At 71.1% G+C, this 7,635-nt stretch carries 5 protein-coding genes; 2 read left to right on the forward strand and 3 right to left on the reverse strand.

Annotated features, from left to right (window positions below; genetic code table 11):
- Position 1: 1 nt before the first annotated feature.
- Positions 2 to 676 carry an MBL fold metallo-hydrolase gene (locus tag B4V06_RS08270; RefSeq protein ID WP_123112286.1) on the reverse strand — a complete coding sequence of 225 codons (675 nt, stop codon included), beginning with the start codon at positions 674 to 676 and terminating at the stop codon, positions 2 to 4.
- Between the two features lie 123 nt (positions 677 to 799).
- Here B4V06_RS08270 and B4V06_RS08275 point away from each other — a divergent pair, with 123 nt between their 5' ends.
- Positions 800 to 2,671: a MutS-related protein gene (locus tag B4V06_RS08275; RefSeq protein WP_498169038.1), complete on the forward strand. Its 1,872-nt coding sequence runs from the start codon at positions 800 to 802 to the stop codon at positions 2,669 to 2,671.
- On the forward strand, positions 2,664 to 3,128 hold the full coding sequence (locus tag B4V06_RS08280) for a DUF8009 family protein (protein WP_123112288.1): 465 nt from the start codon (positions 2,664 to 2,666) through the stop codon (positions 3,126 to 3,128). Before B4V06_RS08275 ends, B4V06_RS08280 begins: the two co-directional genes overlap by 8 nt.
- A gap of 79 nt (positions 3,129 to 3,207) precedes the next feature.
- Here the strand turns inward: B4V06_RS08280 and B4V06_RS08285 are convergent, their stop codons facing one another.
- Both B4V06_RS08285 and B4V06_RS08290 read right to left on the reverse strand, forming a co-directional pair.
- Positions 3,208 to 3,966: an HU family DNA-binding protein gene (locus B4V06_RS08285; RefSeq protein WP_255212519.1), complete on the reverse strand. Its 759-nt coding sequence runs from the start codon at positions 3,964 to 3,966 to the stop codon at positions 3,208 to 3,210.
- A 402-nt stretch (positions 3,967 to 4,368) separates the two neighbouring features.
- On the reverse strand, positions 4,369 to 7,635 hold a 3,267-nt coding region (locus tag B4V06_RS08290; RefSeq protein ID WP_498169043.1), incomplete at its 5' end, for a glycoside hydrolase family 15 protein.

Here is a 7,635-nt window from a genome sequence, read left to right on the forward strand (position 1 = left end):
TTTAAATCCGCTCCGCGAGCGCGCCGAGCGCCTCGCTCCCGCCCGACGTGAGGGGCTCGCCGTGACCGACGCAGGCGACGTCGAACGGCGGAGCGCGCTCGGCGAGGTCTCGGACGCTGTCGAGTACCCGGTCCGTGTCGTAGCTGATGAGCCACTCGGAGGGTTCGAGCGCGCCGTCGGACTCCGAGACGAGGTCGCCCAGCAGCGCGACGCCAAGCTCCTCGCTCACGTACGCGACGTGGCCCGGGGTGTGTCCGGGGGTGTGGTAGGCGGTGAACGATCCGAGCCGCTCGCCGTCGGCGACCGCTTTGACCTCGAGGTCCGGCGGCGTCGTGAACAGCCCGGCGAGGCGCTGCAGCGCGCCCTTGTGGTTGCGCAGCGGCGGCGATCGCTCACCGCGGAGGACCGCCGCGTCGAACGCGCCGGTATAAACGGTCGCGTCGAGCTCGGGTGTCAGCGCGGCGAGCGTCCCGACGTGGTCGATATCGTAGTGGGTGAGCAGCACCCGGCCGACGTCCGCGACGTCGACGCCGGCGTCGGCGAATCCCTCGCGGATCGCCGCCTCGTCCCACGGCGTCCCCGCGTCGACGAGCGTGGGCACGTCGTCGTCGACGAGGTAGGCGCTGACGCCGCGCAGCTCGAACCGCCACACTCCGTCCGCGAGTTCCGTCGCCATGCGAGGCCGTAGCGACCGGCGGGGTTTGACGCTGGCGGCCGGGGAGACCGCGAATCGGTTCGTCCCGCGCTCGCGCGCCGCCGGCGACGAAAACGCCAAGACGCCGCGCCGATACTTCGGCGTATGCGACTCGAGGATTACTGGGGGATCGGCCCGAAGACGAGCGAGCAGCTCGTCTCGGCGCTGGGGACCTCGCGGGCGATCGAGGCGATCGAGGCGGCCGACGTCCGGGCGCTCGTCGACGCCGGGCTCCACCGCGGCCGGGCGACTCGTATCCTCCGCCGGGCCAACGGGGAGGCCGGCATGGACGTCCTCGCAACGGGGGACACCCGCTCGGTGTACGACGACCTGCTCTCGCTGGCCGCCGGCCACGCCCTGACGGCCCACGCCGCCGACCGGATTCGGGTGTTGACGCCGCTGGCCGACCGGGACGCGGTCGAGACGCGACTCGATAGCGTGGTCGCGGCGCGTGACGCGTGGGAGGGGCTCACCGAGGCCGACCGCGACCGGGTGACCGAGGCGTTCGACGCCTACGACGACGCGGAGGGGTCGGACCTGGCGGCCGTCGAGACCGCTCTGGCGCTCCGCGAGGCGGGGCTCGACGACGGCCCCTTCGAGGCGATCGGGGAGCTTGAGGCGGACGCCCTGCAGGACGCAGCCGACGCGCTCGCGGACGTGCGCGGTCAGATCGACCCGTCGGGCGCCGGGAGCGACGGCGAGATCGAGGTCGCCCGCGGCGCCGACGACGAGCTGGACCGCCTGCGGGATCAGCTCGACGCGGCCGAGGAGCTGGCGAACTCCGCGTTCGACGTGCTCGACGCGGTAAGGGACGGCTCGCTGCGCGACTTCGAGGCCCTGGAAGCCGCGACGATCGACCACGTCGCGAGCGAGACCGGCGTCGACCCGGCGACGGTACGCTCTGTCGCGCCCGACGACGCGCTCGACGCCGCCGACTTCGTCTCCGCCACTCTCCGCGACCTCGTCGCGGAGCTGGAGGAGGCGGTCGCGGAGCGCGAGGAGACGGTCGCCGCCGACATCCGCGAGCGGATCGGCGGGGTGCGAGCGACCGGCGAAGACGACGGGGACGCCGCGGACGGCGAGCGGGGGAGAGACGAGACGGACGACGAGCCGGGGAGCCACGTCGCCCGCGCGGTTTCCGCCGTCTCGGACGCCGCGTTCCTGCTCTCGCTCGCGCGGTTCGCGGCCGCCTACGACCTCGTCCGGCCAACCCTCGTCGACGACGGGATCGCGGTGCGGAACGCGCGGAACCCGTTTATCGCCGACGACGTGCAGCCGGTGTCGTACGCGGTCGGAACCCACTCGCTCGCCGACGACGCCGGCGTCGCGAGCGTCGACGCGCCGCCGACGGGCGACCGGGTAAGCGTCCTCACGGGCGCGAACTCGGGCGGGAAGACGACGCTCTTGGAGACGGTCTGTGCGGTCGCGCTGCTCGCGTCGATGGGGATCCCGGTGCCGGCCGAGTCGGCGGAGGTGGGCGCGTTCGACCGAATCGTCTTCCACCGCCGCCACGCCTCCTTTAACGCCGGCGTGCTGGAGTCGACGCTGAAGTCCGTGGTCCCGCCGCTGGTCGAGGACGGGCGGACGCTCATGCTCGTCGACGAGTTCGAGGCGATCACGGAGCCGGGGCGGGCCGCCGACCTCTTAAACGGGCTCGTGACGCTGACGGTCGACCGCGGCGCGCTCGGCGTGTACGTCACGCACCTCGCGGAGGACCTGAGCCCGCTCCCCGACGCCGCCCGGATCGACGGGATCTTCGCGGAGGGGCTCACGAACGACCTGGAGCTGCGCGTCGACTACCAGCCGCGCTTCGGCACGGTCGGCAAGTCGACGCCGGAGTTCATCGTCTCCCGGCTCGTCGCGAACGCGAGCGACCGCGGCGTCCGCGCCGGCTTCGAACACCTCGCCGGCGCCGTCGGCGAGGAGGCCGTCCAACGCACCCTCTCGGACGCCGAGTGGACGAGTGGCGATGACTGACGGCGACGCGAGCGGCTCCGGCGGCGGCGCTGACGGTCCCGATCGGATCCGCTCCATCGCGGTCCACCGCGAGGACGTCGCGAGCGCGCTCGAAGCGACCCTCCGGAGCGACCGCGAGGTCGTCCTGCGCGTGACGCCCCCGTTTTCCGGGCGGATGCGCGCCCGACTGCACGCCCTCGACGCGGACGCACCGAAGGTCGACGGTGAGGGCGAGAGCGGCGACGCCCCCGCTCCGATCCGCGTCGATCCGCGGGATCTCGTCGCCGACGTTCCGCCGTATCCGGAGGTCGACGAGACGGCGGCGGACCACCCCGACGCCGACGTCGAGACGCGCCGCGAGCTCCACGCGGAAGCCGTCGAGTCGTGGCGCGAGCGCGTGCGGGAGTCGGTCGTCTCGGTCGTCGAGATCGCGGTCGGCGACGAGACCCGTGAGGTCGACGTGACCGCGCTCGGCTGACTTCGGCCAATAGCTCCAACTCAGAACAGCGTGATGAACGCGCCCGCGATCCTGCCGATCGTAACACGCCGCTGAGTTCTTAGTTGACGGCCTTCGAGAGTTCGGCGCCCGCCTTGAACTTGACCACCTTCTTCGCCGCGATCTGGATCTCCTTTCCGGTCTGCGGGTTCCGTCCGGTCCGGGCAGACCGCTTCGAGATGCTGAACGTGCCGAACCCCTCATCCTCGTCCTCTTCGCCACCCACCGAGATCCGATCTCCTTTTTTCAGGGCCTTCGTCGTCGTGTTGATGAACGCCTCGAGCGCCCGCTTCGCGTCCTCCTCCGATAGCCCCTCACGCGGATCCCGTTCCGTTTCACTCGCGACGTACTCCGCGTCGATCACCACGTCGGCGTCTCGACACTTGGCGCTGGCCTCGTCGCCCTTGCCGGGGTTGAGATCGAGGGCGGCCGCGAACTCCGGGCAGACGGCGAACGTCACCGGCGAATCGTCTGCAGGCCCGTTTCGGGAACTCGGATTTCGACCCGTACTCGGATTCCGCCCCGTCCGGGCGGAGCGCTTCGAAATACTGAAGGATCCGAATCCGACCAGTACGGCGCTGTCGCCCTTCTCCAAGGCTCTCGTCGTCGCGTGGGTGAACGCGTCGAGCGCCCGCTTCGCGTCCGCCTTGCTCAGTCCGGCTTCACTCGCCATAGACTCGATCAGTTCCGCCTTGTTCATCGCCGCGGTCTGACCGGTCATCGTCAACGCGCCAAGTCCGAGGAACGTCGAGAGGATGGCACCCCTCCGCAGTACGGTTCGCCGCGAGAGCTCGTTTTGGAACATGTTACCTTTACTCACAGCCCTCTAACGCTCCGTGAATATATAAGCATATTTAAAATTTCGTATTAGTACTATCATATCACGTCCTCTCGTTGTCTGAAACCGAACGCGGACCGGGACGTTCGCTGTGGAACGGAGACACTTCGCGACAACACACTTTGCACCGGCACTGATTCACCCGGTGTACAGATCGATTCAAATCGGTGCATTCAGACGAACCGAGCGTTCATTTCCTGATTTTTGAATAGTATGAGATTTTAGAGACTTCCTGAAACAGACAAACGCGAGATGGTGTGTACTGACCGATCACCCTCTCGCGGGTCGGCTCCGGTCCGTACCACATTCGCGCCCTCTACTCAGCACGGCTGTTGCATCATCCCACTTGTCGAGGTTCCAACAGAACGAAATACCGCGATCCGCCTATAGCCGCAGCCGCTCGACAGACGTGCCGGTGCCGCCGAAGTCGGCAAGTGCGGCGTCCGTGTCGTCACCGGTCGCCGCGGCGACGACCACTGTGTCGGCGTCGAGGTCGGCGTCGAGTCGGACCTCGTACTCGCCGTCGTCGGGTGTCGCCAGCGTCGAGCCGTCGGCGGTGTACACCGCGACCGCGTCGCCGGCCGTCTCGCCCGAGATCACGAGCTCCTCGCCCGCGTGCTCGACGGCGGCGGTGAGTTCGGGGCCCGCGGGCCGGTCGCGCTCCACGTAGCGCTCCCGGACGACGGTCGGAGTCTCGACCGGCTCGCCCGCGTCGACGCCGTGCGCGAGCCGGATGTAGCCGGCCATCGACCACGCGAGCGGGGTCGCCCCCCCGGTTCCCTCGCCGAACTCCCAGCCGTAGTCGGTCGGGTGCTCGCGGTCCCACACCTGCTCCGGGAGCATCCGCCCGGAGTTGCCGAAGCCGGCCATCGTCTCGAGCAGGGCGTCGGGTTCGAGGGCGTCCTCGTCCGTGCCGCCGAAGGCGTCGGGGCCGTCGGCGCGGGCGCGGAGTTCGTACTCGCCGCGCTCGCCGGTGAAGATCGGCCACAGTCGCCCGCGGCCGTCGCCGGTGCCGGCCCACGGCGCGCCCGGGTCGCCGGTGGCGATCTCGCCGTAGGCGTCGCCGACGTAGCGGTACCACGCGGGGCCGTACGGCGTGTCGACGCGGATCGAGTCGTCGACGACGGAAACGGAGTTCCGCACCGTCTCGTCGTCCGCCGGCTTCACGCCGAGCCGGACGAGCTCGAGGAAGCCGCCGTCGACGATCTCCCGCTCGTCGTAGGTCGGCCCGTCGTTGGCGATCGTCCGCGGCCGCCCGGACTCGGGGTCGCCGTCGGCGGTGACCCGGAGGTAGTACGGCGTCTCGGCGTGGCGCTCGGTCCCCGTCGACGTCGCGCACCACTCCTCGACGCGCTCCGTCCAGTCGTCGGCGAGCCCGAGCCACGCGAGCGCGTCGGCGCGCAGCGCGTCGGGGGCGAGGTCGTCGTCCGAGACGCCCACCGCCCCGCCGCCCGACTCGATCCGGTCGGCCTCCGCGAGCGCGAGGGCGGCGCCGCAGACGAGCCCGGCGATCTCGGCGGCGATACTCGACGGCGAGAAGCCGGCCTCCTCCTCCCAGCGCTCCTGGGCCGTCTCCGGGCCGTTGGCCGCGATATAGCCGAGCGACCGCCGGACCTGGTCGTAGGTGTAGTCGGCGTCGTCGGGGGCGACCCCGTGCTCGTACAGCTGCCACGCCATCACGGACGGGAACGCGATGTTGTCCATCTGCTCGCCGCCCCAGCGGGTGCGGCCGTCGATGTAGGTGTTCTGCGGCAGGAAGCCGTCGTCGTCCTGCTGGGTGTTGTAGAGGTACGCGAGCGCCTCGGCGCCGCGGTCGACCTCGCCGACCTCGATCAGCGCCGTGAACACCTGATAGAGGTCGCGCGACCAGACGAAGTTGTAGCCGTAGCCGCGGTCCTCGGCGGCGTACTCCGTCTCGCCCCACGGCACCGACGGGCTGGCGATCCCCGCGCCGTCGTGGCGCTTGTCCTCGACGGCCGCGAGGGTCATGAGCGCGAAGCGGTACTGCGCCGCCAGCTCCGCGTCGCCCGTCACCGAGTCGGGGAACTCGCGGCCCGACAGCCAGTCGCGCCACGTCTCGATGTAGGAGTCGGCGACGTCGTCGAAGCCGCGGGAGATGGCGTTCTTCGCTTCGTCGAGCGCGGCGTCGGTGTCCGCCTCCTCGGCGAAACCGAGCGCGACCGTCTCCGAGACGGCGGTTCCGCTCCCGACGAGCCCGGCGAGCACGACGTTGCCGCTGGCCTCAGTCAGGCCGGGGCCGCGCTCCCCCTCGGCGAACAGGCCCTCGGCCTCGTGCCCGCCGGCCAACAGCGTGCTCGCCCACTCGAACCGGCTCTCGCTCGCGAGCGCGAGCGCGACCTCGAAGGAGTCGCCGTCGTCGTCGACGAGCTTCCCCGTGCCCCGCTCGTCCGCGTCGTCGTTGCGCGCGACCAGATGGTAGCCGTCGGCGCTCTCGACGCGGTCGCCGCGGTCGTTCGTCCCGACGTTCGTGATCGTCGTGTCGACTAAGGCGTACACGTCGTACTCCCGCTCGCCCTCGAAGTCGACGTCTGCGAGGACGGCGTCCCCGTCGGTGTCGACCGCGTACTCGACGGTCAGCGTCCACTCGTGGCCGTGGCCGTCGCCGCTCTCTCGGATCGTCTGCGTGTACGCCAGCGCGTCGCCGACGGTCGGTTCCGTCGTGCGCTCCACCGTCTCCGTCGTCGTGACGTGGCTCGTCTCGTCGAACGTCCGGACGGTGTGGCCCGTCTCCGGGTCGGCGACGAGGAAGTCGAACGTCCGGACGTTCATCACGTCGATCCGCGGGAACCGCGCCTCGGTGAGCGCCCCCTCGGTGAGCGTGAACCAGACCGGGACCGGGTCGTCGGCCTGGTGGTCGGCGGGCGTGCCGACGCCGAACTTCCGGCCGGTCGTCCAGTGGGGCGCCTCGTCCGGCCCGGTCGGCCGGTCGTGCGGGACCGGGAGCGCGCCGTACTTCGCGAGCGTCACCGTGGCCTCGATCCGGAGCGCGTGCGACCACCCGATCGGCGTCGCGCTGTCGAGGTCGCCGTCGTCGAACGCCTGCTCGGCGAAGAGCCCGGCGTCGTTGACGAAGTGCCCGTCGGGCTCGCACAGCGAGTACAGCTCGCGGGCCGACCCGAACAGCTCGTCGGCGTCGCCGCCCCGCTCGCGGACGAGCCCGCCGAGCTCGGCCGCGGCCGTGGCGCCCCACAGCGTCGCGATCGACCACACCTTCGCGGCCCCCTGCTCGGCCGTGCGCCAGTCGTCACCGGTGAACCGTACGAGTCCCTCGACGTCGGCCGTCTCGCGACGGAGCGTCTCGATCGAGTTCCGGACGTGGGTCCGCACGCTGTCGAGGAACGCGTTGAAGTCGGCCGCGGTGACCGTCGCGCCGGCGCCGTCGGTGACCGCGCCGTCGACGTCCGCGCGCTCCTCGCGCAGCGCCGCGTACTCGACAGTCGCGCTCGCGAGCGCGAACGTGCTGGCGTCCGCGCGGTCGTCGCGGCTCTCCTCGCTCTCGCGCTGGGGGAACCGACCGATGTCCGGATTCCAGCGGTCGTCGAGTCCGGCGAGCGCGTCGTCGGCCGCCGCGGCCGCCGCGACGCGCGTCTCGTCGTCGACCGGGGCCCGGGCGACCGCGGCGAACGCGCG

The organism is Halorubrum sp. B53 (genome assembly GCF_059752395.1).